General features: G+C 52.7%; 27 protein-coding genes. 12 read left to right on the forward strand and 15 right to left on the reverse strand.

Features of this window, described 5'->3' with window-relative positions; genetic code table 11:
- Nucleotides 1-44: 44 nt before the first annotated feature.
- Together queG and AB1598_09840 are read left to right on the forward strand one after the other, a co-directional pair.
- Nucleotides 45-1,199, forward strand: coding sequence for a tRNA epoxyqueuosine(34) reductase QueG (gene queG / locus AB1598_09835; GenBank protein MEW6145306.1), 1,155 nt, complete (start codon nucleotides 45-47; stop codon nucleotides 1,197-1,199).
- A gap of 90 nt (nucleotides 1,200-1,289) precedes the next feature.
- Nucleotides 1,290-1,718, forward strand: a complete 429-nt coding sequence (locus AB1598_09840) for a nuclear transport factor 2 family protein (GenBank protein MEW6145307.1) — start codon at nucleotides 1,290-1,292, stop codon at nucleotides 1,716-1,718.
- Nucleotides 1,719-1,733: 15 nt separating this feature from the next.
- On the opposite strand, the gene AB1598_09845 is transcribed toward AB1598_09840, so the two are convergent.
- Nucleotides 1,734-5,561, reverse strand: a complete 3,828-nt coding sequence (locus AB1598_09845) for a translocation/assembly module TamB domain-containing protein (GenBank protein ID MEW6145308.1) — start codon at nucleotides 5,559-5,561, stop codon at nucleotides 1,734-1,736.
- A gap of 153 nt (nucleotides 5,562-5,714) precedes the next feature.
- On the reverse strand, nucleotides 5,715-6,584 hold the full coding sequence (locus AB1598_09850) for a DMT family transporter (GenBank protein MEW6145309.1): 870 nt from the start codon (nucleotides 6,582-6,584) through the stop codon (nucleotides 5,715-5,717).
- A gap of 327 nt (nucleotides 6,585-6,911) precedes the next feature.
- Between AB1598_09850 and AB1598_09855 the strand changes: the two genes are divergently transcribed.
- Nucleotides 6,912-7,718, forward strand: a complete 807-nt coding sequence (locus AB1598_09855; GenBank protein MEW6145310.1) for an electron transfer flavoprotein subunit beta/FixA family protein — start codon at nucleotides 6,912-6,914, stop codon at nucleotides 7,716-7,718.
- Between the two features lie 34 nt (nucleotides 7,719-7,752).
- Nucleotides 7,753-8,748 carry an electron transfer flavoprotein subunit alpha/FixB family protein gene (locus tag AB1598_09860; GenBank protein ID MEW6145311.1) on the forward strand — a complete coding sequence of 332 codons (996 nt, stop codon included), beginning with the start codon at nucleotides 7,753-7,755 and terminating at the stop codon, nucleotides 8,746-8,748.
- Nucleotides 8,749-8,767: 19 nt separating this feature from the next.
- Here AB1598_09860 and murI read toward each other — a convergent pair whose 3' ends face one another.
- On the reverse strand, nucleotides 8,768-9,592 hold the full coding sequence (gene murI / locus AB1598_09865) for a glutamate racemase (protein ID MEW6145312.1): 825 nt from the start codon (nucleotides 9,590-9,592) through the stop codon (nucleotides 8,768-8,770).
- Nucleotides 9,593-9,628: 36 nt separating this feature from the next.
- Nucleotides 9,629-11,011, reverse strand: coding sequence for a DNA repair protein RadA (gene radA / locus AB1598_09870; protein ID MEW6145313.1), 1,383 nt, complete (start codon nucleotides 11,009-11,011; stop codon nucleotides 9,629-9,631).
- Nucleotides 11,012-11,126: 115 nt separating this feature from the next.
- Between radA and AB1598_09875 the strand changes: the two genes are divergently transcribed.
- The 5 genes from AB1598_09875 to AB1598_09895 all read left to right on the forward strand — a co-directional run bounded on the left by AB1598_09875 (nucleotide 11,127) and on the right by AB1598_09895 (nucleotide 15,183).
- A complete protein-coding gene (locus tag AB1598_09875; protein MEW6145314.1) occupies nucleotides 11,127-11,864 on the forward strand; it encodes a carbonic anhydrase in 738 nt (245 codons plus the stop codon).
- 150 nt (nucleotides 11,865-12,014) lie between these two features.
- Nucleotides 12,015-12,386 carry a cupin domain-containing protein gene (locus tag AB1598_09880; GenBank protein MEW6145315.1) on the forward strand — a complete coding sequence of 124 codons (372 nt, stop codon included), beginning with the start codon at nucleotides 12,015-12,017 and terminating at the stop codon, nucleotides 12,384-12,386.
- A gap of 145 nt (nucleotides 12,387-12,531) precedes the next feature.
- Complete coding sequence (locus AB1598_09885; protein MEW6145316.1) at nucleotides 12,532-13,368, forward strand: MoxR family ATPase; 837 nt, start codon at nucleotides 12,532-12,534, stop codon at nucleotides 13,366-13,368.
- 57 nt (nucleotides 13,369-13,425) lie between these two features.
- Complete coding sequence (locus tag AB1598_09890; GenBank protein MEW6145317.1) at nucleotides 13,426-14,628, forward strand: VWA domain-containing protein; 1,203 nt, start codon at nucleotides 13,426-13,428, stop codon at nucleotides 14,626-14,628.
- A 96-nt stretch (nucleotides 14,629-14,724) separates the two neighbouring features.
- Complete coding sequence (locus tag AB1598_09895) at nucleotides 14,725-15,183, forward strand: VOC family protein (protein MEW6145318.1); 459 nt, start codon at nucleotides 14,725-14,727, stop codon at nucleotides 15,181-15,183.
- Nucleotides 15,184-15,237: 54 nt separating this feature from the next.
- On the opposite strand, the gene AB1598_09900 is transcribed toward AB1598_09895, so the two are convergent.
- The 5 genes from AB1598_09900 to AB1598_09920 form a co-directional block, all read right to left on the reverse strand.
- Nucleotides 15,238-15,735, reverse strand: coding sequence for a thioredoxin family protein (locus tag AB1598_09900; GenBank protein MEW6145319.1), 498 nt, complete (start codon nucleotides 15,733-15,735; stop codon nucleotides 15,238-15,240).
- Between the two features lie 69 nt (nucleotides 15,736-15,804).
- On the reverse strand, nucleotides 15,805-16,686 hold the full coding sequence (gene purU / locus AB1598_09905; protein MEW6145320.1) for a formyltetrahydrofolate deformylase: 882 nt from the start codon (nucleotides 16,684-16,686) through the stop codon (nucleotides 15,805-15,807).
- A gap of 38 nt (nucleotides 16,687-16,724) precedes the next feature.
- Nucleotides 16,725-17,096, reverse strand: a complete 372-nt coding sequence (locus AB1598_09910) for a metallopeptidase family protein (GenBank protein MEW6145321.1) — start codon at nucleotides 17,094-17,096, stop codon at nucleotides 16,725-16,727.
- Nucleotides 17,097-17,518: 422 nt separating this feature from the next.
- A complete protein-coding gene (locus tag AB1598_09915) occupies nucleotides 17,519-18,151 on the reverse strand; it encodes an ACP phosphodiesterase (protein MEW6145322.1) in 633 nt (210 codons plus the stop codon).
- Between the two features lie 91 nt (nucleotides 18,152-18,242).
- A complete protein-coding gene (locus tag AB1598_09920) occupies nucleotides 18,243-18,689 on the reverse strand; it encodes an FKBP-type peptidyl-prolyl cis-trans isomerase (protein MEW6145323.1) in 447 nt (148 codons plus the stop codon).
- Nucleotides 18,690-18,983: 294 nt separating this feature from the next.
- Between AB1598_09920 and AB1598_09925 the strand changes: the two genes are divergently transcribed.
- Both AB1598_09925 and AB1598_09930 read left to right on the forward strand, forming a co-directional pair.
- A complete protein-coding gene (locus AB1598_09925) occupies nucleotides 18,984-19,769 on the forward strand; it encodes an enoyl-CoA hydratase-related protein (GenBank protein ID MEW6145324.1) in 786 nt (261 codons plus the stop codon).
- A 218-nt stretch (nucleotides 19,770-19,987) separates the two neighbouring features.
- Nucleotides 19,988-20,743 (forward strand): 3-oxoacyl-ACP reductase family protein, encoded by a 756-nt coding sequence (locus tag AB1598_09930; protein MEW6145325.1) that lies wholly within the window; start codon nucleotides 19,988-19,990, stop codon nucleotides 20,741-20,743.
- An 84-nt stretch (nucleotides 20,744-20,827) separates the two neighbouring features.
- On the opposite strand, the gene phaC is transcribed toward AB1598_09930, so the two are convergent.
- The 4 genes from phaC to AB1598_09950 all read right to left on the reverse strand — a co-directional run bounded on the left by phaC (nucleotide 20,828) and on the right by AB1598_09950 (nucleotide 23,301).
- A complete protein-coding gene (gene phaC, locus AB1598_09935; protein MEW6145326.1) occupies nucleotides 20,828-21,895 on the reverse strand; it encodes a class III poly(R)-hydroxyalkanoic acid synthase subunit PhaC in 1,068 nt (355 codons plus the stop codon).
- A gap of 74 nt (nucleotides 21,896-21,969) precedes the next feature.
- Nucleotides 21,970-22,413, reverse strand: coding sequence for a poly(R)-hydroxyalkanoic acid synthase subunit PhaE (locus AB1598_09940; protein ID MEW6145327.1), 444 nt, complete (start codon nucleotides 22,411-22,413; stop codon nucleotides 21,970-21,972).
- Nucleotides 22,410-22,778, reverse strand: a complete 369-nt coding sequence (locus AB1598_09945) for a hypothetical protein (GenBank protein MEW6145328.1) — start codon at nucleotides 22,776-22,778, stop codon at nucleotides 22,410-22,412. Before AB1598_09945 ends, AB1598_09940 begins: the two co-directional genes overlap by 4 nt.
- A gap of 106 nt (nucleotides 22,779-22,884) precedes the next feature.
- The gene (locus AB1598_09950; protein ID MEW6145329.1) at nucleotides 22,885-23,301 is read right to left on the reverse strand and encodes a hypothetical protein; all 417 of its coding nucleotides are present in this window, start codon (nucleotides 23,299-23,301) and stop codon (nucleotides 22,885-22,887) included.
- 265 nt (nucleotides 23,302-23,566) lie between these two features.
- Here AB1598_09950 and AB1598_09955 point away from each other — a divergent pair, with 265 nt between their 5' ends.
- Nucleotides 23,567-24,715, forward strand: a complete 1,149-nt coding sequence (locus AB1598_09955; protein ID MEW6145330.1) for a penicillin-binding protein activator — start codon at nucleotides 23,567-23,569, stop codon at nucleotides 24,713-24,715.
- 21 nt (nucleotides 24,716-24,736) lie between these two features.
- Here the strand turns inward: AB1598_09955 and ccsA are convergent, their stop codons facing one another.
- Together ccsA and prfA are read right to left on the reverse strand one after the other, a co-directional pair.
- Nucleotides 24,737-25,546 carry a cytochrome c biogenesis protein CcsA gene (ccsA, locus tag AB1598_09960; GenBank protein MEW6145331.1) on the reverse strand — a complete coding sequence of 270 codons (810 nt, stop codon included), beginning with the start codon at nucleotides 25,544-25,546 and terminating at the stop codon, nucleotides 24,737-24,739.
- 139 nt (nucleotides 25,547-25,685) lie between these two features.
- Nucleotides 25,686-26,744, reverse strand: a complete 1,059-nt coding sequence (gene prfA / locus AB1598_09965) for a peptide chain release factor 1 (GenBank protein MEW6145332.1) — start codon at nucleotides 26,742-26,744, stop codon at nucleotides 25,686-25,688.
- Between the last annotated feature and the right edge of the window lie 42 nt (nucleotides 26,745-26,786).

Consider the following 26,786-nt stretch of genomic DNA (forward strand, 5'->3'; position numbering starts at 1 on the left):
GCCATCTTTCTGCATTCTTCAAATTCACTTCCGATACCGCTTTTGTGATAAAATTAGACTCCATGGGGATCAGGGAGATCACGGATTCCATAAAGTCGAAGGCGTACGATATCGGATTCGACCTGGTCGGAGTTTCTCCGGTCGGACACTTCCCGGAAAGCCAGTACTATAAAGAATGGCTGTCGAGGGGGTACGCGGGGGAGATGAAATATATGGAGAGGAGCCCCGAAAGGAGGCAGCACGCGGGCCGTGTGGTTCCAGGCGCGAAATCCGTAATTACGTGCGGTCTCAATTACAATACCGATTTGCCCTACTCGACGGCGGCGGGCGACAAGCGGAGGGGCTGGATCGCACGCTACGCATGGGGGGATGACTACCACACGGTTATGGACGATAAGCTGAAGACGCTCGAGGGATTTGTTTCGCGGAAAGCCGGGGAGAGGGTTGCCTCCCGCCGTTACGTCGATACCGGGCCGGTACTGGAAAGGGTTTACGGAAAATACGGCGGCATAGGCTGGACAGGGAAGAACACCTGCCTCATTAACCAGGAGATAGGTTCCTGGATCTTCCTCGGAGAGATCATCACGGGCCTTGAGCTCGAATACGACAGCCCCGTCCCCGACAGGTGCGGCACGTGCACACGGTGCATAGATGCCTGCCCTACGGGCGCTATTACCGGCCCCTACGTGCTCGATTCGAGACTCTGTATCTCCTATCTCACAATAGAGTTAAAAGGCGGCATACCGGCTCGGTTGAGAGACGGTATCGGCAACAATATATTCGGATGCGATATATGCCAGGACGTTTGCCCGTGGAACAGAAATGCCGAAAAGACCGTGGAGCCGGGCTTTCATCCGAAGGATGGCCTTTATAACCCCGACCTCCGTTCGTTCGCCGGGCTCGGTCCGGACGAGTTCAGCGCGCGGTTCAGTGGAAGCCCGATAAAGCGGACGAAAAGGAAGGGGTTACTGCGGAGTGTCCTCACAGCTATGGGCAATTCGGGGGATACGAACCTGGTTCCGGTTGTCGAGGAATACCTTGCGGACGCAGAGCCGCTCGTGAGGGCTCACGCGGCCTGGGCGCTCTGGAAGCTCGAAGGTGAGGAATCCAGAGACAGACTGCTCGAGCGTCTTAGGGTTGAGGACGACCCTCTCGTGGTTGAGGAAATAGGTGCGATTCTCAAGGGTATTCGGTGCTGAGGGGTTCGGCCCGTGGTCTATGGGCTGCGGGACGGGTAAACTTGTGCACGGAATAGAGGAGTGAGAAACCCGAATGCACGGGAGTGACACATGGAAGCTGATCTAAAAAAAGATGTGTTGACAGCGAATTCGAGGTTTTATCAGGCTCTCCGCAACGGCGATCTCGTTTCGATGAGGGAAGTGTGGTTGAACGAGCCCAAGGCTAAGTGTGTTCACCCCGGCTGGCCTATGCTCTACGGATGGGAAGCCATCAGAGAGAGCTGGAAAAATATATTTCAGGCGGGCACGCCCGCACGTATTGAAATTTCCGACGTAAGGGTACACGTCTCGGGCGACCTGGCTTGGGTGATATGTATAGAAAAGATAAGCCAGAAGGCGGGGGATGAGACGCGGCTCGGTTATGCCCAGTCTACGAACGTGTACGAGCTCAGGGGACCTTCGTGGCGGCTTGTCCTTCACCACGCCTCCCCCGTACCCGTGCCTGCCGGCGAGGCCGTATCGAATCAGAATCTTCAGTAAATAATCTTCCGGGAATCAATAATTAAAGTTGTAGAATACGTCGACGCCGGGGTTTTCCCCTCCGACGTCCCCGTTTATCGTTACGTTTTTAAAGATCGTGTATTCGAGCAGGACCCTGTTCTCCGTTATGGTCGTCGAATCGAGCAGGGACTCCGTGGTTTCCCTCTCGTAAGCGATGTAAAGGTCCTGCGTGAGATATTTCCCGACCTCTACCTGCGGTCCGTCGGCGCCTCCTCCAACGCTTATGACGTCGAGCGACAGCTTGCTTCCGAGAAGCTTCTCGAGCTGCGCGGCGGCTATGCCTCCCGCCACGCCCGTGGCTACTCCCTGAATAGACGCCCTGTTCCCGGAGCCGATCTGATCTGAAGGAGCGCCGAACACGATATATGAAACGATGTCGGTCTCAGACATCGGGGGGTCGCTCGAAAGCTTGAGCACAGGTTTTTCCGCTGTCCCGCTGATATTTACATAAATCTGGACGCTCGAGACGCGGTAAAGCGCGGTTACGTCGAGGAGCGGGTTGATCTTCTCCGTCCCGGTGAAGTTCACGCTTCCTTCCTGGATCCGAAAAAGTTTGCCGAGGGTCTCGTAAGTGCCCCTGACGGTGTTGATGGTGCCCGCGATCCTGACGTCGTGACCATACGACTTCTTGACGTCGAGGTCTCCCTTCAGCTCGATGTTGGCGCCCCGTCCCTTTACCCAGTTGTTCTGTCTCATCCTGATGGAAAGGTCAAGCGCGACGTTTTCTTTAAAGTAGTCCGTCGGCGGGCCGCCGACTACGAACTCTTCCTTGTCTTCGTCGACGAATTTAATCTCCTCTATCTCCTTTTCCTGCTGCTCGGGGATAGTGATCCGGGCTTTTTCGACCGTCAGCTTGCCACCGACTTCTATCTTGGTCCCTTCCCCCTTGAGTCCCAGGTTTCCGGTTATATTTGCTGTTATTCTCTTCGGCTTCAGGAGGAAGTTCTTCATATTCCCGTCGAGGTCGTAGGTCATTGTAGGGACGTCGATCTGCCCTTCGAAAGTCCCTTTCCCCTTACCGGAAACGATCTCGGCCTTTCTCAAGAACCCTTTCTGCCCATCGAGCTCTATCAAGGCGTTCGAGACATTGAGCTCGTTCCTGAGGGATTTGATCTTGAACATTGCATCTTTGAGTGTTATCTGTCCATACGCTACGGGATTGTCCAGAGTGCCCTTTGCGTTAACGTCGATTATGAGCAGCCCCGAGGATTTCTCGATCTCGCTGCTGACGCTCGTCAACGGGCTCAGGTCAACCCCGCTCGAGCTGATTGCAAGATTGAACCTCGCCTGCTTGATGTTCTCTCCCAGGTTATTAAGATCGAGGTTCGCGTCCGAGTTCCCGGTTGCCTGCAAAACTACGCCCGAGTCGCCCGTTACGAGAAATTTCATGCCGAGATTTCGTTCGAAGTAATCGAGGTCGAGCGATATATCGTCTTTGAAATCCTTATAGGCCAGGTTGCTCGTATTGAGCTTCGCGTTGAATTGGGGCGCCGCCATAGTCCCTCTTATGCGGGCGTCGGCTGACAGAGTCCCCGAGACATCAGCCTTCGGATTCAGGAGCTTGACTATATCGTTAATAGCCAGGTTGCTGAGCTTTACATGCCCGTCGACATTGCCGTCGTATAAGATACTCGCGTCAGCGAGCGCCGAAGAATCATTATAGTAGAGGTTGAATGAATCCACTATAAGCTTGTTTGGTGAAACGGTCAGAAGAATCTTGTCCCTGTTCACAAGCTCGGTCTCTTCCATATCCAGCCTGAGCTTGCTGATCTCCATGTGCTTCTCGCTCGCCCCGAGGTCTCTGAGCGCAGCTGCAATTTCATACTCGAATTGGTCGTTCTCCGTTATCAACGCGCTTACATTTATACCCTTTCCTTCACTTTCGGCGTCGATCGCGATGCTCTCTATATTCCTATCCTTGATTTTTGCGTTCCCGGTCCTGATTTCCGCTCGCAGGTCGGGATTATCGAGGTCTATTGAGCCGTCTCCTTTTATTGTTACGGATTGAGCCGCGAACACATCGTTTATCTCGAGGTCCCCCGCTTCGGCTTTGATAGTTATATTCGGATTCCTGATGTCCCCTTCGACCTTCCCCGCGGCCTTGAGGGTCCCGGCGAATTCCGTCCCGGGCGTGAATCTTGAGATGAGGCCCAGGTCCCCGACTTCGAGGTCGTAACCGAGGCTCATTCCCTTCCTGCTTGCGGTGCCGTCCTTTACGCTCAGCTTGAATGAATCCCCGTCCAGCGACAAAGCCTTCACGATCAGCCTCTCCTTATCGTATGAGACATCCACGTTCCCTCTTTTCAGGTTTACGTTGAAGATGCCTGACGGTCCGATATTCCCCTTCACCGTTGCGTTCATTTTCTGGAGCACGTCCCCTTGAAGGGGGATAAGCCCTTTAACAGCCAGATCGGAATTTATCTTGCTTCTGAGGTTCTTTTTGCTGAGGATCGTCCCGAGGTCGACGTTCTTAAAAGCTGCTTTGACGTCCACTCCTACCCCGTCTGGCGAATAGCCCGCGGTCCCTGTCAATTTCAGATCCCCCGCCTCCTTTCCCTGTATGTCGAGGCGCTCGATCTTTCCTTTGACCGTCATGTCCCTGAACTCGGCCCACGTTCCTTCGGCTTGCAGTTCGGCATTGAGCACCGCGCCCAGCTTCGCAATGACAGCATCCGTCTTCTTTTCGGTTCTCCCTTCTATGAGGGAAAATATCTCTGTCGTCTTCACATCTTTAAGAGAGAGCTTGACGTCGAAGCTGTTCTTTCCTTCCCCCGTGATCAAGCGGGCCAGGTCCCCCTTCCCGCTCAATAACAGCTCGCCGAGGCCTGATTTGATGTTCCCTTCACCCAGGTCCACTCCCGTCCCCGTGACCGAGATTTTATCGAGAGACCCGGAGAGCTTTTTCCCGAAGATTTCCGATTCGGGGATATTTATATTTATCAGTGCATCTATATCTTTCGGGCCTTTGAATACGCCTTCTCCCTCCGATTCCAGGCTGAATATGCCGATGTCCGGGACCTTGTAGTCACGGGCCGACACCTTGTATGAAATTTCCGGGTCTCCTTCGAGATTGCCGGCTTCGGCGTCGAGCTTGATCTCGGCTCCGTTCAGCAGGACCCCGAGGTCTTTAATTCGGGCTTTGTCGCCCGTGTAGAGCGCTTCGGCTTTCAGGTTCTTGACGCTGAGTCCCAGTGAGGGCGCATCGAGGTCGGCGTTTTTGAGGTCTACGTGTATCTCCTCTATGATATGAAGTAGCTTCGCCGAGAGCTCGGTATTGTCAACTGAGAACTTCGAGACTTTCTTATTTTCCCTGTCGTCTATGGTGAGATCGCTCCGCCCGAGGAGCAGGTCGGAAACTATGATGCTCCACTCCGGAGGGCCCTTTTTCTCTTTATCTCTCTCCTTCTCCTTTTCGGTGCGGCTCCCGATCCGGCTGAAGTTCCATGAGCCGTCCCCGTATTTGATGAGCCTTACCCGCGCCCCGTTTACGGCCACACTGTCTACTGGAACGGTTTTACTGAGCAGCACCGCCGTGTTGAGCATCTGAGGGATGGAGTACGTGACCGAGAGCTCGTTTACGGAAACGAAGCTTTCGCCTTCGACTTCGAACGAAACGTCCTTGAGCTTAATGTTGTAAAAAAAGTTGCCTTCGACCTCGCCTATCTTAAAGGACTGGCCCGTCGAAGAGCTGACGATCCGCTCCGCCGTATTTTTGACGAGCGCTCTGAAATAGGCTGTCTGTGTAAAGTAGTAGGCGGCTATCGTGATGAGTACGAACAATCCGAATATTATAGCGGCGGTGATCAGTATCTTATGACGCATAAGGCGGCTTTTCAGGGAGCGTGAGTTTAAAGCAATGATCAGATCTTGTTATCATGAATGTTTCATTTGAAACTTCACGCCGTCAGGCTTTGACACAATTATACATGAACGGACTCTTAAAATGAACCTCGAAAGAGCAGGGCGGAGTGAGGATTATTTCTTCGACACCATGTAAATCCCCGCCAGTATGAGCGCCCCTCCCGTTATCGTCCCCCAGTCGAGCCCGCTCCCCAGGATAAGCCAGTCGAAGAATAGGCCGAAGACGGGCACAAGCATGGATGAGAAGGTCGTGATGTTGATATCGAGCTTCTTTATGAGATAGAACCATATCGTGAAGTCGACAGCCGAGGCGATGAGGCCGGTAAAGAGGAGCACGTATACTGAGGTCGGCGTCCATTCGACGGTCAATACCCCGTGTGTAGGTATGGCTAAGAGTAAGAGGCCGAGCGTCCCGAAAACGAGCTGTAGCGCGCTTATTCTGTAAACGTCCTCGCCGGCCATCCTCTTCTTCACCCATATGTTCGATACTGCCCACGATACGGCTGCGATAATGATGAGCACCTCGCCGAGGAATATGTCGGGGTTCTGCTTCGATATAACGTCCCATCCGAGTATTGATACAATCCCGAGAGACCCGAGCAGTACTCCCGCCCACTGCCTAGTGTTTATCTTTTCCTTGAGGTAGAAGTGCACAAGGAGTATCGTCCAAACTGGCATGGTGTAGAGGAGCACCGACGTCTTTCCCGCCGTGATGCGCTTCATCCCGAGGAGCATGAATCCGAAGAGGAACGTGGTCTGAAATAACCCGACGGCGATAAAATCGGGCCACCTTCGCGGGTGGGGGAGCTTGATCGACCTCGATTTCACGAATATCAGGAGTGTGACCGCCGCTATCGCGCACCTCCATACGGCGAGTGTGAAGGGCTCCATGTAGCCGAGGCCCATCTTCATCAGTACCCATGAGTACCCCCAGGTTACTATTACGAAAACGAGGAGCAGGATATTCATTACCGAGCGGTTCATTATATTTTATTGATTCGGAACCGTGCCGCCGGGATTCTCCCGAGAGGAGTTTTGCCGGCTGTGTATAGCGCATGCACGCCTTATCCTGGACGGTTTTGCCGTCTTGACAAGGAATGGTCAATATTTATAATTACACAGCTTTTGACTACCGGATAAAATAACTCTTTATTCCGTTAAATTCATTACTTATTTTACATATCCGGCCCGGGTTGAAAAGAGCTAGAGGGGTGCTAAACTAAGTTGGTTTCAAAAAACCTCGTTAATATTTCCATGATTAAATATCTGTTTCGGTTTATTAAATCATAAAAATTCGGAGGTAGGCTAGAGGTGAAGATTCTCGTAATAGTAAGCCAGACACAGGATACGGAGGCGAAGATAAAGGTCTCCGCGGCCGGCAACTCGATCGATACCGAAGGCATGAAATGGATCATGAACCCCTACGACGAGTTCGCGGTCGAGGAAGCTATCCAGACCAAGGAGAAGCACGGAGGAGAGGTGGTAGTAGTCTCCATGGGCCCGGCGAGGGTGGTCGAAACCATCAGGCAGGCGCTCGCGATGGGGGCAGACAGCGCCTTACATATCCTTGACGAAGGGTCCCCTGACGTGGATTCATTCGCAACGGGCAAGATTATCGCGGGCGAGATAAAGAAGCTAGGTGAATTCGATATAGCTTTTACAGGCATGAAGATAATAGACGAAGAGTCGGGTCAGGTCGGCGTCCAGATAGCCGAGGAGCTGGGAATCCCCCACGTATCTCTCGTGAGCAAGGTTATAGAGATAAACCCGTCGGCGAAAAAAGCGGTGTGTCAGAAGGAGATCGACGGCGGACACATGGTGGTGGAAGTTCCGCTCCCCTGTCTCATAACGTGCCCCGATGCCATGAACGAGCCACGGTATGCATCTCTCCCTGGCATCATGAAAGCCAAAAAGAAGCCGCTCACCGAAGTGAAACTTTCCGATATCGGCACGGACGGCCTCGCGCGCGTCAAGACAGTCGAGATCAAGGTCCCCCAGATAGAGAGGAAGCTCAAGATAATAAAAGGGCAGGACGAGCCTATGGTGAAAGGCGCCGAGGTGGAAAATGCCGCTCAAGAGCTGGTAACCCTCCTCAGGGATGAGGCCAAAGTTATATAGCACCTAAGTTTATAGACATTTCAGGAGGAATAATATGAGTAACGAAGTTTGGGTCGTGGCTGATCTCAAAATAGACGGCAGTGTTAGGCAGGTGACTTTTGAGGCGTTATCCGAAGCGAGGGGCAAGATCGCGGGGAAGCTCGGGGGAAAGCTTTGCGGAGTGCTGATCGGCTCGGGCGTGTCGGGACACGCAGCCGAATTGGGCAAATACGGGGCCGAGAAGGTCTACGTCGTCGATAACGAGCTTCTAAAGAACTTCAACACCGAGGGTTACACGATCGCCCTCAGCGAATTGATAAAGAAGCACAGCCCTGCGGTGGTGATAGCGGGGAACACGGTATTCGGACAGGACTATTTCCCTGCGGTCGCCGCCCGGGTCGGAGCAGGCGTCACCATGGATGCTATAGAGATCGATCTGACAGACGACAAGAAACTCAAGATAAAACGCTTTTCCCATTCAAGCAAGGCGATACCGACCCAGGTCTTTCTCGATCACAACCCTATGATGACGACCGTCAGGCCCAACTCCTTTAAAGCGGTCGAGGAGTCGAAGAGCCCCGAAGTGGTAGACGGCTCCGTAACGGTCAACGCTGGGGACATAAAATCGAAAGTGGTCGAGATAAAGACGAAAGAATCGGACAGGCCTGAGCTCACCGAGGCTGAGAGAGTGGTCTCGGGTGGAAGGGGGCTTGGGAGCGAGGAGAATTTCAAATATATATATCAGCTCGCCGATATACTCGGGGCCGCAGCGGGCGCTACACGCGCCGCGGTCGATGCCGGCTACTGTCCTTACGATATGCAGGTCGGCCAGACGGGGAAGGCCGTGTCGCCCAACCTTTATATAGCGATCGCCATCTCGGGCTCTGTCCAGCACTTCGCAGGCATGGGCTCCTCGAAAGTGATAGTCGCGATAAATAAGGACCCGGAAGCGCCGATTTTTCAGAAGTGCGATTACGGTATAGTGGGCGACCTCTTCGACGTGCTTCCGCCTTTCACCGAGAAGGTGAAAGCGCTCGTATCACAGAGCTAGAAACTTCGTCCGGGGGCGGTTATAAAGCCGTCCCCGTTATATCCACCATTTCGATATTTTCTATTTTCTCGCCGAGGAACCTTCCCGCGACTGAGACGAACGTGTCGGAAACGTCCGTGAGATAGTATTCCCTCGATGGAGCCTCGTTCCCGGTATTGAGTAGCCCTCTCTCACTTAGCACCCTTTCGATTTCCTTTGCCGTCTCCTCGGCCGAATCCACTAGAGTTATCCCCTCGCCCATTACTTTCTTTATCGTGCGTTTGAGGAGCGGATAGTGAGTGCACCCGAGGACGAGCACGTCTATATCGTATTCCTTAAAGGGCGCGAGGTACTCCTTGGCAATGAGCTCCGATATATCTCCCTCTGTCCATCCCTCGTCGGCCAGCGGAACGAAGAGCGGGCACGCTTTCGAGTAAACCTCTATGTCGGTGGATACGTCTTCGAGCGCCTTCTTGTAAGCGCTGCTTTTGATAGTCGACGGTGTGCCTATCACACCCACTCTCCCCGACTTCGTCGCGGCTCCGGCTTTTTTCGCGCCCGGCTCAATCACGCCTATTACGGGTATATCGAGCTCGCTGCTCAGGCTCGGAAGAGAAACGGCCGAGGATGTATTGCAGGCGACGACGAGCATCTTTATACCCTTAGACACCAGGAAACGGGCGTTGTGGTGGGAATATGTGACGACCGTCCTGCTCGATTTCGTCCCGTAAGGAACCCTCGCCGTGTCGCCCAGGTAAATAATGTTCTCCCGTGGGAGTCTCTTTATTATCTCTCTTACGACCGTAAGCCCGCCTATACCGGAATCGAATACGCCGATCGGTGCGCTGTTCGTATCTCGCGTCATGCTCTTCCTTTCTATTCCAGGATATTCGGCCCGGGATCAGAAGAATGCCTCTATGGCCCTTTCGACTGAATCCACGCCGATAAGGGCAATAGAATTATCCCCGGACTTCAATCTGTCAAGGTTTATCTTGGGGAGGACGCATCGGGTAAAGCCTAGCTTCACAGCTTCGTTGAGTCTCAGGTCCGCCTGCGAGACCCCCCTTATCTCTCCCGCGAGCCCTACCTCTCCGAACACGATAGTGTCATGCGCGACAGGCCTGTTGAGGAAGCTCGATACGAGCGCGATTGAGATCGCGAGGTCTATCGCGGGCTCCTCTATCTTCACCCCTCCAGCGACGTTCATGAACACGTCCTGTCCAAGTATCTGGAGCCCGGCTCTCTTCTCCAATACAGCGAGCAGGAGCGAGACCCTGTTGTTGTCGAGCCCTATCGTCGTCCGCCTCGGCACCCCGAACCCGCAGGGCGAGACGAGGGCCTGTATCTCGACCAGTATAGGCCTCGTCCCTTCTATGCTCGGTGTCACGACCGAGCCCGACGCGTTCACGGGGCGCTCCGAGAGGAATATCTCGGACGGATTCTTTACCTCCCGGAGCCCGCTGTCGAGCATCTCGAATACCCCTATCTCGTTCGTAGAGCCGAACCTGTTCTTGACCGCTCTCAGTATCCTGTAGGGATGATCCTTCCCCCCTTCGAAGTAGAGCACCGTGTCGACGAGGTGCTCGAGCACCTTGGGCCCCGCTATGGTCCCCTCCTTTGTCACGTGCCCGATGAGGAATATCGCCGTCCCTCTCGTCTTCGCATGTTGCATGAGCTTGGCCGTGCATTCCCTTATCTGCCCGACGCTCCCCGGCGCCGACCCGAAATCCTCGGTAAACATGGTCTGTATTGAATCGATCACTGCTATTTCCGGGGAGAGCTTTTCGATCTCGTCTAGAATCGTCTCGACGGAGGTCTCCGTCAGGACGTATACGCTTTCGGACGATACTCCCGTCCTCGCAGCCCTCATCTTCACCTGCATGGGTGATTCCTCTCCGGTCACGTATAGATAACTCGATTGAGATGAACCCCGTTTATCCCTCTCCCTCCCGATGTCGTTCAGCATCTGTAGCGCGAGCGTCGACTTGCCTATACCGGGGTCTCCCCCGACTAATATGACAGAGCCGGGGACGAACCCGCCGCCCAGGACCCTGTCGAGTTCCTTGTTCCCCGTAGGTATTCTCTCCTCGCCCCCGCTGCTTATCTCCGTTATAGCGACGGGCTCCGATACATCGGCCCTTTTCGCGGTCTTTTTCTGCCTTTCCAGCTTTTCCTCGACGTACGAGTTCCAGCTCCCGCATTCGGGGCATTTGCCGAGCCACCTCGGGGAGCTGTTCCCGCAATTCTGGCATACGAACCGGGTGAGGCTTTTTGCTTTCTTCATAGATATGTCCGGGGAAACACCGGCCTCGAAATTATACTACATAAAAAATGTTAAACGGAATCGAGAGGGTTGTATAATTAGGATATCGTGAATCTTTCGGATGAGGAGGAATGCCATGTCCGGCTATGATAATTTTTCGAGGCGGAAGTTTATACAGCTTACCGGGGCGGGGGTATTGGGAATAGAGTTCATTAAATCGGGAAGGAATTTCTTCGCTCCGCATGAGGCCAGGGCGGCCGAAGTCACTTCACCCATGACTAGCTACGAAGCGCTCAAGGAGCTTATGGACGGGAACGAGCGTTTCATTAAATCAATGAAAGACAGCTGCGTGCTCAGGACGCCTGACCGCCGCATGGAGGTCGCAGAAGGTCAGAACCCGTTCGCGATAATCCTGGCGTGCGCCGATTCGAGGGTTTCCCCCGAGATTATATTCGACCAGTGGATAGGGGACCTCTTCGTCGTCAGGGTCGCTGGGAATATCGTCACTCCCCAAAACTACGGCATCCTAGGGAGCATAGAGTACGGTGTCAAAGCTCTCGGCGTGAACCTCATCATGGTGCTGGGGCACAGCAGGTGCGGGGCCGTGGATTCGGCTATCAAGGCAATTAAAACCGGGACTGCCTATCCGGGCTCGATAGGGACCATAGTTCAGGCTATCAAGCCCTCTGTCGAAAGGGCGAAAAGTGAGCCTGGCGACTTGCTCCACAATGCAATACTCGATAATATCAAGCTTGGCGTAAGCAGGATAAGCGACAGCGATCCGGTTATCGCGCCTATGGTCAAGGAAGATAAGGTCAAGGTCGTAGGCGGGAACTACGATCTCGTGACCGGCGAGGTTACATTAGTCACTTAACCGATATGAAGCTATTCTATCTTGCTTGTGAATAAAATCTCTGGAATTACTTATAAGGCCATGAGGTGATATTCTCCCTGCATACTCCGGGGAGTTGTCCGTATATGCATTAGAAAGAGTTTGACCCCTTAGAATCAGGAGAGGAATACTATGCTCACGAAGAAACTTGCGGACCACCTTATCGTGCATTCCCCCTACTGCGGCGAGATAAGGGAAATAATTAGCGGGAGGGATTACGACAAGCTCGGCATAGCGGTTGCAGTCGATATCAAGCCCACCACGGCGCATTATCACAAAACCTTCGACGAGATCTACTTCGTTCTCGACGGCGAGCTCGAGCTCGAGTTCTACGACCCGGATGCGGATAAGACCTGGAACGAAGTATTGTCCGCGAACGAGTTGGTAGTTGTCTCGAAAGGCGTGCATCATAAAGTCGTCCGAGCATCCGACCACAACAGGCTTTGCGTCGTGAGCGTCCCGCCGTTCCACGCGGACGATGAAAACCCGTCGGCGAAGATCTGATATACGGCGCTTTGTGGTCGGGAATTATTCATAATTTGATTATGCCTGCCGTGAAAGTATAATTTTTACGACTGGTAATGTCCGTGTCCGCTTTGTTTAACGAGCGGTAGCGGACCAAATTCTCAATGTATACGGGGTTTAACGAATGAAATTTGAAGGCACTGAAAATTATATATCCACGAGGGACTTGAATCTCGCGGTAAACGCTTCCATCACACTTCAGCGGCCGTTACTAATTAAGGGCGAGCCCGGAACGGGCAAGACCATGCTCGCCTTCGAGGTGGCCGAAGCCTTGGGCAAAGAGCTTATCACCTGGCACGTGAAATCAACCACGACCGCGCAGCAAGGGCTTTACGAATACGACGCCGTGTCCAGGCTCCGCGATTCCCAGCTCGGCGACGAGCGCGTCAACGACATCTCGCATTACATAAAAAAGGGGAAGCTCTGGGAAGCGTTCGATTCAGACGAGCAGGTCGTGCTGCTGATCGACGAGATAGACAAGGCCGATATCGAGTTTCCGAACGACCTGCTTCTTGAGCTCGACAGGATGGAATTCTACTGCTACGAGCTCCACAAGACAATCAGGGCAAAGGAGCGGCCTATCGTGATAATAACCTCGAATAACGAAAAGGAGCTCCCGGACGCGTTTCTGAGGAGATGCTTCTTCCATTACATCAGCTTCCCCGACAGGGAAACGCTCAAGGCGATAGTGAAGGTGCATCACCCCAAGCTCGAGGACAAGCTCATCGATAACGCTATGGGCATATTCTACGACCTACGGGAAATAGACGGCCTCAAGAAGAAGCCCTCAACGAGCGAGCTCATAGACTGGCTCAAGCTCATCATCGTGGGAAAGATAACGGAGGCCGAGCTCGGCTCAGTCGACCTCGCGGAGAAGCTCCCACCCTTCGCGGGAGCGCTCCTCAAGAACGAGCAGGACCAGGAGCTGCTCACCCGGATAAGGCTCAGGTTCAGGCGATGAGAAATGGGCGACGGGAAAGATTGAGATACTCGCGGCGGTCTTAGTAAAGGTGAGAATATGTTTCTGGATTTTTTTCTATTGCTTAAAAAAGACGGCATCCCGGTAACGATAAAGGAATACCTCACGTTTCTCGAAGCCCTCGACGAGGGCATAGCCGAGTACAGCGTCGACGATTTCTACTACCTCTCGCGCACCTCTCTCGTCAAGCACGAGCACCATCTCGACAGGTTCGACCTGCTGTTCAAATATTTCTTCGAAGGGGTCGAGAAGATAAACGTAGACGACCTCATGAAGATCCCCGGGGACTGGCTCCGTAAGAGCTTCGTCAACGCCCTTACGGACGAGGAGAAGGCGCTGATAAAGTCCATGGGCGGCCTCGACAAGCTTCTCGAGCGCCTTAAGGAGCTGATGCGGGAGCAGAAAAGCAGGCACCAGGGCGGAAACACATGGATAGGGACTGGAGGCACTTCTCCTTTCGGGGCTTACGGGTTCAATCCCGAAGGCATAAGGATAGGGCAGGAAGAGGGGAGGAACAGGAGGGCTGTAAAGGTCTGGGACAAGCGGGAGTTCAAAGACCTCGACGACGGCATCGAGCTTCAGACGAGGAACATGAAGATGGCGCTCAGAAGACTCCGCATACTCACGCGCGAAGGGGTGAAGGAGGAGCTCGACCTCGAGAAGACGATAGACAGGACTTCGAGGAACGCCGGACTGCTGGAGCTCGAGATGGTCCCAGCGAAAAAGAACAACGTGAAGGTGCTCCTCTTCCTCGATATCGGGGGGTCGATGGACGACCACATAGAGCTCTGTTCGCGGCTGTTCTCGGCCGCCAAATATGAATTCAAGCATCTGGAGCATTTCTATTTCCACAACTGTCTCTATGAGTTCGTCTGGAAAAACAACCGGCGCAGGTGGCAGGAAACTGTCCCCACTTTCCAGGTGCTCCACACGTACAACAGCGATTACAAGGTTATTGTCGTGGGCGACGCCTCCATGTCTCCATACGAGCTCTTATATCAGAACGGGAGCGTCGAGCACAATAACGACGAGCCTGGGTTCGTGTGGTTAGAGCGTTTGAAGTCCCAGTATCCCGACATCGTCTGGCTCAATCCCGTGCCCGTCAAGCAGTGGAAATATACCGAGTCTATCGGGATGGTGAGGAAGTTCATGAACGACCGCATGTTCCCCCTCACCCTTTCAGGACTGCAGAATGCTATCAAGGCCCTAAAAGACAAGAAGGTGAAGTTCGAGGGACATTAGCAAATTATTTGTTATTCTGAACTCGATTCAGAATCTCGTTTTTCTTGTATTATTCTCTCGCTTGACGAGCCGCAATCTTGAATAACTAAACAATATATGCCCCTCGCTATAGACCACATCAACATCGTAGTTTCGGACCTCGAAAGATCCGTGAAATTTTATACGGAGCTCCTCGGATTCAATGAATCGAAGAGGGCGCACCTAGAAGGCGAGTGGATAGAGTCGATCGTGGGGTTGAATGGCGTCGTCGCGGACGTCGCGTTCATCGTCGCCCCCGCGGGCGAGCCGAGGATAGAGCTCCTATGCTATAAGACACCGCAGGGCGAAGCAATCCCCGCTAATTCCCTCGCGAACACGGTCGGGATAAGGCACATCGCGTTTAGGGTGGATGATATATATGCGGCTTCTGAAAAGCTGAAGAACGCTGGGGTGAAGCTCATAGGCGAGCCCGTCGTCGTCCCCGAGACCGTTGTCACTCACGACGCGGGTCACAAGATGCTCTGCTACTTTCACGACCCGGACGGAGTGCTCCTCGAAATTACCGAGTACAAGTGATTTCCCGAATCGAATACCGCTTATGGCTTCCGTGGTGGAGAGCGGAGAGCGTTCTTAATCAGGGGCTGAAACTTCTCTCATTACTTCGTTGGAAATACCGGGCCCGCGCTCGAGGAATTCCCCGTCGGGGCCGTAGATAATAAAGTAGGGGATAGACGGAAGCTTGTAATACATTACGAGGGGGTTCTCCCAGTTTATTATGTCTATCTCTCTCAAAGCGAGCTTCTCGCCGCTTTCGACGAAATCTTCGAGCTTCGGTTTCAATACCCTGCAGGGCCTGCACCAGTCGGCATAAAAATAGAATGCCGTATACTTTCCGGGCACCAGATGCTCGATAAGGTCAATGAGCGTCCCCCTGCTTATGACCTCTATCTTGTCGAACCCGCTCTGCGATCCGGCGAGGTCGTAAATATTCGATTCATCGGCGCTTGAGTGCGATCCCGGCGTCTGCCGGCTTTCGTCGTCCTGTATTTCGGTTTCGGCGTGCGCGGAATAAGACAACATTAGTACGATAATTCCTGAAGCGGCGATCAGGCTTAACTTCGATTTCATCTTCGGTCTACCTTCGGCTTTTTGATAAGTATACGTTTTTCACGGCTGGTAACAATCGTCCGTAGGCGGTCAATCGAAAATCAGCGTGCGGTTCCCGTAAACAAGTATCTTCCGTTTGAGGTGGTACCAGATGGCCTGGGAGAGCACTACCTTCTCGAGGTCCCTCCCTTTTCTTATCAGATCCTCGACGCTGTCCTTGTGGGTTATGCGGACGACGTTCTGCTCGATTATGGGTCCCGAATCGAGGTCGGCTGTGACGTAATGGCTCGTCGCGCCGATGATCTTCACGCCCCTCTCGTGAGCCGAGTGGTAGGGCCTTGCCCCGGGGAAGGCCGGAAGGAACGAGTGGTGTATGTTGATTATCCTGTCCGGGTAACGGGATACGAAGTCTTCGCTCAGTATCTGCATATATCTGGCAAGCACGATGAAATCGATATCGTACTCCTTGAGCAAGTCGAGCTGTTTTTTCTCGGACGCCTTTTTGTTTTCCTTCACGCCGGGGGTGACATGAAAATCTATACCGTGCGTCGCGGCTACGGGTTCGAGCTCGCCGTGGTTGCTTATTATGAGAGGTATATCGACGTTCCACTGCTCGGACTGCCAGCGGGAGAGGATGTCATGGAGGCAATGGGGGAGCTTCGAGACGAATATGGCCATGCGCGGTGTATAATCGGAGAAATAGAGGCTCCATTTCATGCCGAATTTCTCGGCGATGAGCGTCTGGAAATACTCTCCGATCTTCCCTGCCGGGATCGTGAAATTCTTGAGGTCCCATTCGACCCGCATGAAGAAGACCTTCTCCTGGGTGTCCACGTGCTGGTCGAGGTATATGATATTGCCTTCGTTCTTGAATATGAATTCCGTAATGGCGGCGACGAGACCCTTCCTATCCGGGCAGTGCACCAGAAGTATCGCGGAGCGGTTTTTATCGTTCTCTTCTTTCCTTCTCATCCCTTTTCGCTCTTTGCTTCGCCCGTATCCCGGACGGGTCAGTCCCTTCCCATCAGCTCGTAAATCTCGTCGTCCGAGAGTCCGAAGTAATGCCCGAGCTCGTGCTTGAGCACTTCGTCGATTCTTTCCTCGATCTCACGGTCGTTCCTGCATACCTTCTCGATGTCTTTCTGATAGAGCACTATTTCGTCCGGCAGCCTTATGCCCTCCCACACGCTGCGGAGATGCAGAGGGGTCCCCCTGTATAGTCCGAGCAGGAGCCCTTCGCCCCTTATTTCAAGTTTTTCCTTGTCGTCTGCGGTGGGGTGATCCTCGACCTTGATAACCACGTTATCGATCTTGTTCCTGAACTGTTCCGGTATCTTTTGATAAGCCCTTTCCACCAGGTCTTCAAACTTTTTTCTGTTCAAATCGTCCAATCTGCAATCTTAGGGGATTTAATACGTTAATCATATTATAGTATGATGCGCGCGCTTTCAATCGCCGGGACAACTAACCGGATTTGTTCCTAGTCTTCGGGGGAGCATCATAGACTCTATCCGCGGGTACCGCGATTTCATCGAGCACATCAGCGACAACCCGGTGAAAAGGGTCAAATTTCCCCTGCGATATTTCAAGGAGCGTTTCCTTGAGGATGCCTTCGAGCCTGTTGCCGGGTCGTGAGGGTCTGTCCATGCCTAATAATAAAAATGTTGAACTTACGAGAAAGTATAATGCCTTAATATAAAAGAGGGACACAAAAATTTCAGCAGTATCAGGACCTGCTCCGAATTGTAACCGAGAGCGCACGCATAGGAGAATGGCCGTTATCAGCAAGGATGTTCTGTGGGCTTCAGCGGCTCCCGAATGAAGAGAGCCTGGGCTCGGCCCGCTCACCAATTCTCAGCTCTTCGACAAACGAGATTAGCTCCGGAAAGAATGCGTTGAAGTTGTCTTCCAGCTCCGCATAATTTGATTCGACCTCGTCGATTGCGCCGCTGAGCGTGTTTTCCCTGCGGAAACGTCTCCTGAGTCTTTCGGATATCCTGTCTAGGGCAACGCCCGTCCCCTCGAGTGTGCCGTAAGAGCCGAGCCAGTCTTCTTCCATCATCCTGGGGAGGAAGAGGCGGAATTTTTCGGGAAGCACCGCTTTCCTTTTGTCCAATACCGAGTAGGCCTTGCGGATAAATGCCCCGAGGTCGGCGTCGGAATAGGCCGGCCAGTTCCTTGAAAGCAGGTGGTCGAAGGCTATGTCTATGATGACGCCTGCGAACCTCCTCCTGCCTGGACTGATCAGCTTCTTGCTCGCTTTAAAAATTTCGTGAGAGTCGGTGAAAACGTCCACTTTCCTGTGCGTCCTTATGCCTTTTTCGATCTCCGGATGATAGCCGTCCCCTATCGATCCCTTCACGAAGTCCCCCATGATGTTCCCGAGAATGGACTCTTCCGAGTCTTCGGCAAGGTAGATGTGCGCAAGGTAATTCATGTGCTCTTAGTGTACCCGTTTATGTGTAGATATACGGGCATGTCCTAATATCCCCTCAAAAAAAACGTCTGTCACAGGCTGAGTGGCGTATTTACTGGATGCCGACGAGCTCCACATCGAAGATGAGCGTAGAGTTGGGCGGGATCACCGGAGGATAACCCCTCTCGCCGTATGCGAGATTCGGGGGGATTATGAGCTGGCGTTTCCCTCCGACCTTCATGTCGGCGATACCTTCGTCCCAGCCTGGAATGACCTGTCCGACACCGAGGACGAACTCTATAGGTTCTCCGCGCTCGATCGAGCTGTCGAAGACTGACCCGTCCTTGAGCTTTCCCGTATAGTGGACTTTGACCGTCTGACCAGTCTTTGGTTTCGGCCCGCTCCCTTCTTCTATAATGATATATTCGAGGCCCGATGCTGTTTTCTCTACCTGAGAGCTGCTCTTCTTTTCGTCTGCGTTCGTATTTATGACTGTGAGATTTACGACGACGAGCGTGAGAAGCATGCAAATCGTGAATACTGCCGAATAACTCAACATGGTGTTCTCCTTTTGACCTTTGTGTTTTAGAAACGGCAAAGCAGGAAAACATTACACAATAATCTCCGAAAGTGCCATCCCTCGGAGGGTGTGTTTTTGTAGGGACGCGAGACCGATATTGCTTTCGGTCGCGCTCCTGAATCAGGCGATTAAATGTCCGTTACGGAGCCTGAACCTGGCGCAGGGAACCGGCTGCTTTCGCAGTAAGAATGCGGGATTGACAAGTACTTTTTACCCTGAATTAATATACATTTCAGTAGGGGTGCTCAAATAAAATAGCAGAGGAGGAGTCTTATGGGATATCAGTTTATAAGCTACGAACGGGAGCCTAACAACATAGGCGTTCTCACGATAAACAGGCCGAATGTGTTGAACGCGCTTAACTGGGACACGCTCGGAGAGCTGAGGGAGTTCCTCGAGGACGTCCTGCCCAAGGAAGAATTAAAGGCGCTGATATTTACAGGAGCAGGCGACAAGGCGTTCGTCGCTGGCGCGGACATCGCGCAGATGAACGAGATGAAGGAACGAGACTTCCAGGACTACGTTGATTACGCCCACAGGGTATACGAGCTTATAGAGAACGAACCCTGCCCCTCTATCGCCGCGATAAACGGATACGCGCTCGGCGGCGGCTGCGAGCTTGCGCTTGCCTGCGACATAAGGATAGCGTCTGAGAAGGCGAGGCTCGGGTTCCCCGAAGTGAAGCTGGGCATATTCCCCGGCTGGGGCGGCACCCAGCGCATAACGAGGATACTCGGACTCGGGAAGACGAAGGAGCTCGTGTTCACCGGAGAGATGATAACGGCCGAAGAAGCGCTCAGGATAGGGCTCGTCGAGAGGGTCGTGCCTCACGGTGAGATAATGAACGAAGCGAAAAAGTTAGCGGGGGCGATAGCGAAAAGAGGGCCCATAGCGGTGAGACTGTCCAAGACCGCCATAAACGCGGGCTCGGAGATGGACTTGCAGAAGGCGCTCCTTCTCGAAAAGACGCTCGTTTCTCTATGCTTCGATTCCCAGGACAGGATAGAGGGAATGAAGGCGTTTTTGGAGAAGAGAGAGCCTTCGTTCACGGGCCAGTAAGGGCTCCGTTAGCGGAAAGTATTCGATACCGGGCTTGAAATTGCGATAAAAATTCTTCCTTCCGGGGTCTGCCTGACCCCTTCCGTGTTAAAGGGATGAACCGCCCTTCGACATGCTCCTCATTGCCGCAACCGTCAGGTTGACAAAAACCTTATTAGGAATAAAATCTATAATCCTTAATTTCAAACGACTGAGACGCGGGCTCTAGGAGGTGTCGCATGCTTGAACAAATGCACGACTTGTCTGGCAAAGTTGCAATAGTAACGGGCGGTTCGAGAGGAATCGGAAGGGCGATCTGTCTTGCGCTCGCGGAGGCCGGAGCGGATATCCTCCTCAATTATTCGAGGAGCGACAAGGAAGCGGACAAGGTGAAGAAGGAGGTAGAGAAGTTCGGGAGGAAGTGCGTGACGGTGAGAGCGAACGTCGGAAACTTCCAGCAGGCGCAGGGGCTCGGCAAAGCGGCCATGAACCACTTCGGCAAGGTCGACATACTGGTCAATAACGCGGGTATTAACAGGGACAGGACTCTTAAAAGAATGACTTACGAGCAGTGGAACGAAGTAATACAGACAAACCTCGGCAGCGTGTTTAACTGCACGAAAGCCGTCATAGACCCCTTGTCCGAGAGGGGCGGCGTCATAATTTCCATATCTTCCATCATCGGCGAGATGGGGAACCTCGGCCAGTGCAACTACGCCGCGACGAAGGCTGGCATAATCGGCTTTACGAAAACCATGGCGAGGGAGCTCTCAAAGAGCAACATACGCGTTAACGCGATAGCCCCCGGGTTCGTGGAAACGGACATGCTCGGGACAGTGCCCGAAGACATAAGGGAGCAGATCAAGAAGGAGATCGCGCTCGGCAGGTTCGGCACCCCTGAGGAAATCGCGCTCGCAGTCGTTTACCTCTGCTCATCCGCCGCGAGCTGGATAACGGGAGTAACGCTCAGGATCAACGGCGGGCATTACATCTGATCGGAACATAAAAATCCGTATTTGCGAGGTCTCTCTCAGGAGACGGCCTCACAAATACGGACCTTGTTTTTTCCCTGGTATTTCTTACTTGGATCTCTCTATCAGCCAGTCCGCCACTTCGGGCCACAGCGCTTTGAGAGACTTGCTGCTTACCGAAAGCCCTATGTGTCCCGTCGGATAAACTATCGTCTTCGCGTCCTTGCTGGACGTCATATCGTTGAAACCCAGGCTCGAAGCGGGCGGCACCAGGTGGTCGTTCTCGGCGATAAGGTTTAACACCGGACACTTTATATCTTTGAGATCCACCCGTTTCCCGTTCACCTTGAGCTTATTCTCGACGAGCTGGTTTTCCTGATAGAGGTATTTGACGAATTCCCTGAATACCTCTCCCGGCACGGGTATGTTGTCGTTAAGCCACTTTTCCATGGCGAGGAAATTCTCGACGAACGCCTCGTTGTCCACGTTCTCGTAGAAGTTCACGTACTTGGATACGAGGTTCTGAATCGGCTTCATGAATAAAAACCCCGACTGCAGGAATTCGGCGGGGACGTTGCCGTATGCGTCGACGAACTTGTCCACGTCGAAATTGGGCTTGTCGCCCCATAGATTGAGCGTCCCTTCTACCTTGTAATCTATCCCTGCCGTCATCAATACGAGGTTCTTTATGTCTTCAGGGTATAACGCCGTATAGATCGCCGACATGGTACCGCCCATGCAGTAGCCGAGCACGCTGACCTTGTCTGAGCCCGAGTGCTTCTTCACCCGCTTCACGACCTGCTTTATGTATCTGTTGATGTAGTGGTTGAGGTCGAGCTTCTTATCTTCGTCTCCCGGGGCTCCCCAGTCTATCAGGTAAACGTCTATTCCCTTCTTCAGAAGCACTTCCACCACACTCCTGCCCGGTTTCAGGTCGAGTATGTAGGGGCGGTTTACCAGAGCGAATATCATGATCAGCGGCACCGGGTAGGTCTTTTCGGCAAGGGGATAGTAGTGAAGCAGGCGGAGCTTGTTTTCTGTGTATATAACCTCGTGAGGTGTTGCCCCGACCTCGACTTCCGGCGGGTTCAGGAGCGCTATCTCAAGCGCCTTGTTGAACTTTTCTCTCGCCTTCCCTGCTTCCTCTATGGCGGAGTCCATGTATTTATTTCCCATGATTGTTAAGAGCCTCCTTGTCTTAAGCCTCACGACCTATATTTGTCGTTGTCGACCCGGCAACGACGTAGTAATTATTTCTTTGAAGGACGCGCGGGCTTGTTAAAGTCGTCCACCTTGTCGAGCAGGTCGTTCACCTTGGCTTCGAGGTTGTTTATGGAAGCGAGCACCCGGTCTATATCGCTTTTCGTCGGGAATCGCATATTCTTCAGCGTCTTTTCAACCGCTTCATCGAAATATTTCTTGAACTCGGACGATTTTTCGACCGCCTTCCCTATGTTTGCGGCGAAGAGAGGGCTGTTTACCCATTTCTCAAGGACTTCGGAAGAGGACTTTTCCCATGTTTCATAGAATTTTTTATATTGCGCTATCGGGTCGTAATCCTCTTTGGCTTCGTTCGCCTCGATCTTGGAGATAGGGTTCTTCTTCCACATGTCCATCGCTTCCGACATGGTTTTTTCCCATGCTTCGTAAAACTTTTTATAGTGCTCGGTGTAGTCGAATGCCTCTTTGCTCATTGTTTCTTCTCCTTAACTTTTTTTCTGACTGTTCTGGTCCTGGTTTTCGGCTCAGGTTTCTTTGCGCTCGACTGGAGGTCGGTGATCTTGACTTCGAGCTCCGCTATCTTCTCGCCCAGTGAATCCAGCGTGTCGATGAGCTTCTCCATATCTCTCTTTTCAGGCAGATACCTCTGTTCGAGCGTCTGCTCGATAAAGCTGTGGATGTAGTTCTTGAACTCGGAGGACTTCTCGACGGCCCTTTCCATAAGTGGGCTGCTCATCCACACGTCCATCAATTTGTTTGTCGATTCTTCCCATGATTCGAAGAGCTTCTTGAAATAGCTGAAGTAATATATTTCCTCGTACTCGTTCTTCTTGTTCAAAAGGTATCTCCCCGAGAACCGGACTCCGGAGCTTCGATGATTATACATATATTATACTACATATTGGCAACTATAAATTACAGCACTGCCCTGCTCTCGGCGCGGGTCAGGAGTTGAAGGAACCCACGTATTTATCGAATGCCGAGAACGCCCTTTCAGCGGATTTCTGGTTGAGATCGAGCAGCTCTTTTGAATAATTATCTGATATTTTTTTAAAGACGGTATAGAAATTGTTCTGAAATTCAATGATGCGGTCTAGTTTTTCGCTGATTCCGAGGCTCGAATACTCTTTCGGCAGCTTATCGACTATGGATTTGATCTGCTCGGTATAATCGTGCTGTATCTTGCGGAGCTGCTCGATCTGCGTATCCATGAGTCTCTTGTTTTCCTCGAGCAGTGAATGAGCCGAGTCAAGTCCTATAAGGTAGTTTTCCTTAACAAGCCCGTTCAAATCGTAAAAAATTTCTTTTTTGACTTCGGCTTTTGCTTCTTTCTTAGGCTCTGCTTTCTTGATTTGCGGCATTTTGTTACCCCCGATTTTTACTTACTACTAATATAATTTGTCCCGGTTTTTTGTCAAGTGATCATGTTAGCAACTGCACAATTATAATAATATGTAATATAAGCTAGTTATGACCAACACACGTTTCGTTTCATAGCATTAGCGATAATGGCGAGAACAGCGGGACCAGGCATTTAGCGCCGTGAGGCAGAAACAGGCAACACAGCCCGGTTTCTATCCTTATGTCGTAAATCCGGTACCATAGTTCCTTTAAGGGAGATAAAGCTTGCCGAGAGTATTCATCCTCATAGCGCTTATGATCCTGACGGCCTTTCCCCCGGGCGCACAGGCCCAGCCGGATATTCCCGAAGATTTGGAGGACACAATCTCCGAAAAGGTGATTACATTCGGCTGTCTCCTCCCGCTGACGGGGAGGTACAGGCTCCTCGGCGAGAAAGCGTTAAAGGGTGTACTGGCAGCTGCGGATAACGCACACGCGGGCGCCCGGTACAGGGTAATAGTAAGGGATATAGGGGATAGCGACGGGCGGCTCGCAGCTTCCCTCGAGGAGCTGTTAAATACCCCGGGTCTTTCATTCATAGTAGGCCCCGTCCCCAGTAAATATATTCAGGCCGTGAGCGCCGGAGTCAATCGGGAAAGGATCCCGGCCCTGGTGTTTCCCGTTTCGGAGAACGAGGCCTCGGGCGGGCCGTATATAATAAAGTATTACTATCCGCTCGAAGAGCAGTCGAGAGTGTTGTCCGGCTACGCTGCGCGCAGTCTCGGAGTCAGACGGTTCGCCGTGCTCTATCCCCGGACCGATCTCGGGTCGAGGATGAAAGAGCTCTTCGTCTCGGACGTAGCCGAAAGCGGCGGTAAGCTCGTGTACGAAGGGTCCTACGATCCGGGCTCGAGGGATATTTCGGGCGAGATTGGCTGGATAAGGTCTCTCGCGCCCGAGGCTGTGTTCATACCGGACGGCGCGGCTAATTCGGCCGAGCTCATCTTGAGACTGAAAAGGGAAGGGAAGTTGAGGGACGTGCTCTTTCTGGGTCCGAGCACATGGAACAGCCCTCTCTTCTTGGATCTCATTGGGGATGAGATAGACGGGTTCGTTTACAGGGCGGTATTCACCGATGTCTTTTACTATGGAGACGGTGATTGGGACGAGTTCTCGAAATTGACGGAAGACAGATATAAAGAGAAGCCGGATATTTTCGGGTACCAGGTTTACAGGGCGCTCAAGCTCTTGCTCTCTCTCGACCTCACACCCGCAAACGGCGGAGCGGTAACCCCGGGCGGTCTCGATTCGCTCAAAAACAATCCCTATTATGACGTGAAAACAGACAAGGGCGGGAGCTACCGGGTCTCGCCGCGTTACAGGATATTATCGGTGAGCGACGGCGAGCTGATAGACATAATAAATGTAAAGTGATTATCTATAGAGTCGGGTTAGTCATCCGAGGAAATCATGACTGCCGGGAGCCAGGTATCCGATCACGAATAGTGTGAAGAGGATTATCCCGAACCCCAGGACCGCGCCGAATGCGGCCTTCCGTCCCTTCCATCCGGAAGCGAGCCTCCCGTGTATGAGTACTGCGTAGAGAAGCCAGGTAACGAGTGACCAGGTTTCCTTCTGTCCCCAGACCCACGCTTCCCCCCATATCTCTTTCGCGAGCAGGAGCCCGAGCGCGAGTCCGACAGTGATAAACGGGAAGCCGATGATGAGGCAGACGTGGTTGATCTTGTCGAGGGTGGTGAGAGACGGGAACTTCTGGAGGAGGCTTCCCACGTGTTTCGCTTTGATCCTCTGTTCCTGAAACAGGTACATGACCCCCGAGATGAACGCCACCGTGAATAGAGCCTCTCCCAGCAGGATCAGCACTATGTGGATCAGTATCCAGGGATTGCTGAGAGACGATTCGTGCTCGATGATTCCCTGCGGGAGAATTACGTGAGGGAGCGTCATTATGAAAGCGAGCGGGGAAACGAACGCGCCTAGGAGCGGGGCGTTGAAAATTAGCTGCGATCCTATGAATACGATTGTGATAGCGAGCGAAAAGAGATATAGAGTCGTATCGAGCCCGCCCGCTATCGCCTCCCCCTTCAGGTAAAGCAGCACGATGCTTACTGCCTGGACTATCGTGCCGAGGACGACCGTGTAGAACCCTGCTCTCGAACCCCTCGGGCTATCGGTCCATATATGGCTCATGTAGAACACGGCCGCGATGAAGTAGAGAAGGGCGGTAAGCCAGTATAAATCCATGTCTATATTCTATTTACGATGGTGTTTAAATACAAATAAAGCCGTTAAATAGAGAGTCTGCTCCGACCCGTGAGGCTTTTCCGGTTACAACAGGCAATAACGAAAAATTGCGCCGCTATCTAATAATGACGTAGGGATATTAAGAAAACGCCGCCTCTTTAAGAATCTCGGTCTGGTAATGGGTGGTGAGGGCGTCGATCAGCTCGTCCATGTCGCCGTTGAGTATAGCCTCTATTTTATAGAGCGTGAGACCGATCCTGTGGTCGGTGATCCTGCCGTCCCTGAAATTGTATGTCCTTATCTTCTCGCTCCTGTCTCCGCTGCCGACGAGGCTCTTTCTCGTGCTGGCGAGCTCGCTCCGTCTCTTTTGCTCTTCAATCTCGTAAAGCTTCGCCCGGAGCATCCTCATGGCGTGCGCGCGGTTCTTGTGCTGCGACCTTTCGTCCTGGCACTGCACTACTATCCCCGTGGGCAGGTGTGTGATCCTTATGGCGGAGTCGGTCTTGTTCACGTGCTGTCCGCCGGGACCGGACGCCCTGTAGGTATCGATCTTCAAGTCCTTCTCGTCTATATCGACTTCGACCTCGTCGGGCTCGGCGAGCACCGCGACCGTGGCGGTCGAGGTATGGATCCTCCCGCTCGTCTCCGTAGTCGGAACCCTCTGCACCCTGTGAACTCCGCTCTCGTACTTGAGCCTGCTGTAGACGTTCTTGCCCTCTATGGCGGCGATGACCTCTTTCAGGCCCCCTATGCCGGTCTCGCTCAGGCTGATGATCTCTACCTTCCACCTGTTGGCTTCCGCGTACCTCGTGTACATCCTGAACAAGTCGGCTGCGAAGAGCGCGGCCTCGTCTCCCCCTGTCCCCGCCCTTATCTCGAGGAAGACGTTTTTTGCGTCGTTCGGGTCCTTGGGGAGCAGCAGGAGACGGAGCTCACCCTCGAGGACGGGCAGCTCTTTATAGAGCTCATCGAGCTCTTCCCTCGCAAGCTCACCCAGGTCTTTGTCTTTAAGGAGAGACTCGTTTTCCTCTATTCTTTCGAGCACGATTTTATACTTGCGGTAAACCTCCACTATTTCATCGAGGTCTGATAATTCCTTGGAATACTTATGAATTTCAGGCGGACTTATGTCGGGTTTACTTAAAGTTTTCTCGATTTCGATGTATTTTTTCTCGACTTCTTCAAGCCGTTTTAACATTCCTAATTCTGCCATTTCCTACTATTATCATCACACATCTTG

The sequence above is a fragment of the Thermodesulfobacteriota bacterium genome (assembly GCA_040754335.1).
GTDB lineage: Bacteria > Desulfobacterota_D > UBA1144 > Nemesobacterales > UBA2774 > 2-12-FULL-53-21.

Excerpts from the sequence above, each read along its gene's own strand:
- AB1598_09890 (MEW6145317.1), top strand. The coding sequence starts at position 13,426 with ATGTTTCTGGATTTTTTTCTATTGCTTAAAAAAGACGGCATCCCGGTA.
- AB1598_09900 (MEW6145319.1), bottom strand. The coding sequence starts at position 15,735 with ATGAAATCGAAGTTAAGCCTGATCGCCGCTTCAGGAATTATCGTACTA.
- AB1598_09850 (MEW6145309.1), bottom strand. The coding sequence starts at position 6,584 with ATGAACCGCTCGGTAATGAATATCCTGCTCCTCGTTTTCGTAATAGTA.
- purU (MEW6145320.1), bottom strand. The coding sequence starts at position 16,686 with ATGAGAAGGAAAGAAGAGAACGATAAAAACCGCTCCGCGATACTTCTG.
- AB1598_09920 (MEW6145323.1), bottom strand. The coding sequence starts at position 18,689 with ATGTTGAGTTATTCGGCAGTATTCACGATTTGCATGCTTCTCACGCTC.
- AB1598_09940 (MEW6145327.1), bottom strand. The coding sequence starts at position 22,413 with ATGAGCAAAGAGGCATTCGACTACACCGAGCACTATAAAAAGTTTTAC.
- murI (MEW6145312.1), bottom strand. The coding sequence starts at position 9,592 with ATGACGCGAGATACGAACAGCGCACCGATCGGCGTATTCGATTCCGGT.
- AB1598_09930 (MEW6145325.1), top strand. The coding sequence starts at position 19,988 with ATGCTTGAACAAATGCACGACTTGTCTGGCAAAGTTGCAATAGTAACG.
- AB1598_09885 (MEW6145316.1), top strand. The coding sequence starts at position 12,532 with ATGAAATTTGAAGGCACTGAAAATTATATATCCACGAGGGACTTGAAT.
- AB1598_09860 (MEW6145311.1), top strand. The coding sequence starts at position 7,753 with ATGAGTAACGAAGTTTGGGTCGTGGCTGATCTCAAAATAGACGGCAGT.
- AB1598_09875 (MEW6145314.1), top strand. The coding sequence starts at position 11,127 with ATGTCCGGCTATGATAATTTTTCGAGGCGGAAGTTTATACAGCTTACC.
- AB1598_09915 (MEW6145322.1), bottom strand. The coding sequence starts at position 18,151 with ATGAATTACCTTGCGCACATCTACCTTGCCGAAGACTCGGAAGAGTCC.
- AB1598_09880 (MEW6145315.1), top strand. The coding sequence starts at position 12,015 with ATGCTCACGAAGAAACTTGCGGACCACCTTATCGTGCATTCCCCCTAC.
- AB1598_09845 (MEW6145308.1), bottom strand. The coding sequence starts at position 5,561 with ATGCGTCATAAGATACTGATCACCGCCGCTATAATATTCGGATTGTTC.
- radA (MEW6145313.1), bottom strand. The coding sequence starts at position 11,011 with ATGAAGAAAGCAAAAAGCCTCACCCGGTTCGTATGCCAGAATTGCGGG.
- AB1598_09895 (MEW6145318.1), top strand. The coding sequence starts at position 14,725 with ATGCCCCTCGCTATAGACCACATCAACATCGTAGTTTCGGACCTCGAA.
- AB1598_09925 (MEW6145324.1), top strand. The coding sequence starts at position 18,984 with ATGGGATATCAGTTTATAAGCTACGAACGGGAGCCTAACAACATAGGC.
- phaC (MEW6145326.1), bottom strand. The coding sequence starts at position 21,895 with ATGGGAAATAAATACATGGACTCCGCCATAGAGGAAGCAGGGAAGGCG.
- AB1598_09840 (MEW6145307.1), top strand. The coding sequence starts at position 1,290 with ATGGAAGCTGATCTAAAAAAAGATGTGTTGACAGCGAATTCGAGGTTT.
- prfA (MEW6145332.1), bottom strand. The coding sequence starts at position 26,744 with ATGTTAAAACGGCTTGAAGAAGTCGAGAAAAAATACATCGAAATCGAG.
- ccsA (MEW6145331.1), bottom strand. The coding sequence starts at position 25,546 with ATGGATTTATACTGGCTTACCGCCCTTCTCTACTTCATCGCGGCCGTG.
- AB1598_09950 (MEW6145329.1), bottom strand. The coding sequence starts at position 23,301 with ATGCCGCAAATCAAGAAAGCAGAGCCTAAGAAAGAAGCAAAAGCCGAA.